This is a genomic window from Lactococcus cremoris subsp. cremoris NBRC 100676 (genome assembly GCF_001591705.1).
GTDB classification, from domain to species: domain Bacteria; phylum Bacillota; class Bacilli; order Lactobacillales; family Streptococcaceae; genus Lactococcus; species Lactococcus cremoris.
The window spans coordinates 1-2,018 of sequence record NZ_BCVK01000111.1 but is presented as its reverse complement, the minus strand read 5'-3'; the positions used below and the strand labels follow the sequence as shown (position 1 = coordinate 2,018).

General features: G+C 30.5%; 3 protein-coding genes. 2 read left to right on the top strand and 1 reads right to left on the bottom strand.

Annotated features, from left to right (window positions below; all coding sequences use genetic code 11):
* The first annotated feature begins 277 nt into the window (after positions 1–277).
* Positions 278–574 (top strand): BRCT domain-containing protein, encoded by a 297-nt coding sequence (locus tag LLA01S_RS11945; protein WP_011669083.1) that lies wholly within the window; start codon positions 278–280, stop codon positions 572–574.
* 49 nt (positions 575–623) lie between these two features.
* Entirely contained in the window at positions 624–854 is a 231-nt protein-coding gene (locus LLA01S_RS11940) for a hypothetical protein (RefSeq protein WP_021164873.1), read from the top strand.
* A 458-nt stretch (positions 855–1,312) separates the two neighbouring features.
* Here LLA01S_RS11940 and LLA01S_RS13475 read toward each other — a convergent pair whose 3' ends face one another.
* On the bottom strand, positions 1,313–1,414 hold the full coding sequence (locus LLA01S_RS13475) for a putative holin-like toxin (protein ID WP_255209993.1): 102 nt from the start codon (positions 1,412–1,414) through the stop codon (positions 1,313–1,315).
* Positions 1,415–2,018: the final 604 nt, after the last annotated feature.

Genomic DNA, 2,018 nt, shown 5'->3' with positions numbered 1-2,018 from the left:
TGAAGTCACTCTGCTCGATAAATAATCTTGAATAACGCGTTGTTTTAATTCTATGGAATATTTGACCATAAGAAAAGACCTCCGAAATATAGATTTGAAAAGTCTATATTTTGGGGGTCACTACATTACTCAGGTACTTTTTTTATATCTGGAATTATATAAGGCCAACAGGGTATACTTCTAAATTTCATATTTGTTTTCTGATATGATTGGATTCATAGAAGGTCAAAAAAGTTGAGCATTGAGTGCATTCAGAAGAACAGCAGAGGTGTTTTGAATGTTAGAAAATGAGTATTTTGTATTTACTAGCACACTTACAACTATGATAAGGAAACAAGCACAATCAATCATTACAGGTTTAAAAGGACATAATCAGAATTCTGTGACTAAAAATACGACTCGACTTGTTACAGGTTACTTTCCTATTGACTTAATAAAAGGATATCGCCCTTCACAAAAACTATCGGAAGCTAAACAAGCTGAACAAAGGGGACAACAAATAATAATGATGACAGAAAAACAATTTATTGACTTTTTAGCTCAAAGTTTTTATTTGCTCTCCCAGGGGCTTTAATTCTTTTGTTCTTCCAAATTGAAGTGTTAGACAGAAAGAATATTTTAAAATGAAATTACGAGAAATAATAAAAGAGATACCTGATGATGACTGGTTAGAAATTATTGAACAGTCATCAATAAATTATAGAAGTTTTATTGGTCGAGCGCCAAAAAAATATATTGTAGGTGAATTGTTGGATTATGAAGCTTTGTATATTGGTGAAGTCAAAAAGAATAAAAATTATCAGAACCATCGATTTTTAGTGGAAGATAAATTTATCGAGCATTCGGGCAGATGAGCAAATATTTTTTAGGAGAAGTAGCTTTCAAAATGCTTTTTTCAGAAAAATTAAGATTTTTCGTACACTTATAACGACCGTAAAACACACGGTTAAGCGATTCTCATATTATGAGTGATAAAAAAGGGCTAAAAATCGCCGAATATGGCAAATTCATGAGAAAATGAGAGTGTTTTTAATCAAAATACTTAGTATATTTTTATAGAAAATAAGATTTGTTTATCTTCAAAAATTATGTTATTTTTAGAGAGTCTTAAACAAAAGCAAAAAGCATTCTGATTTCACACACGATTCGTCAGAGCGTTTTTTCTTTCTTAAATAAACGAGATGACAAAAAATGGAAGTTGTGATAAAATAAAGATAAAGAAAAAAGGACTTGCTAGTAACAAGTCCAATGTAGCCGTTTTAAGAACGGTAGCAAATACTATCTAAATGACCTTATCCGCTAAGATGAACGGTCATTTTTTGTTAATCGTATTAATGACAAGAATCATCAAAGTTGCAAATGCAATCATGAGACTCAATGCCTGAAATACAGTCAAAAAATTTTCGCCTTTCATGTTTTGTGAGGTTTTGCCCACGAAATAATCATAAGCACCACCTCCAATCAAAGCTACCGTTCATAAACTCTACTCCATTATTATAACAAAAAAAGCTTCTACAAGCCATTTAGCTTGTAGAGGCTTTTTTCATAAATAGTTTCCTAAACCTATTATCATAATAACAGAAAAAACTGAGAGGCAAACAAGAGAAAATAACGACATCAAAATATAAATCACATATTTTCTTCCGCTCTGGTTTTTCTTAAAAGCAAGGTATAAGCATGAAATGAGTGAAAGTAAAGGTATGACGAATAACAACAAAACTGTTGCTAGAGGTCCACTATGAGAAATATTTTCTACTCCTTTAAAAATGTGACCAAAGGATGAATTAAGCAGACTATTTTTTATAAAAAAGGGAGACGTTATACAGAGCCAGAGGAGAAGTATAAATGGAATATGTAATATAAAGATTATAGTTTTTTTCATCAATGGCTCCTAATTTTTTATTAAACGCTTAGCAAAAACACACCCTAATGAACTGTATTATAAGTCAGGATGTGTTTTTTACTTTATTTATTCATAATTTTATCTACAGCAAAGCATTCTATAAAAATAAGAATTA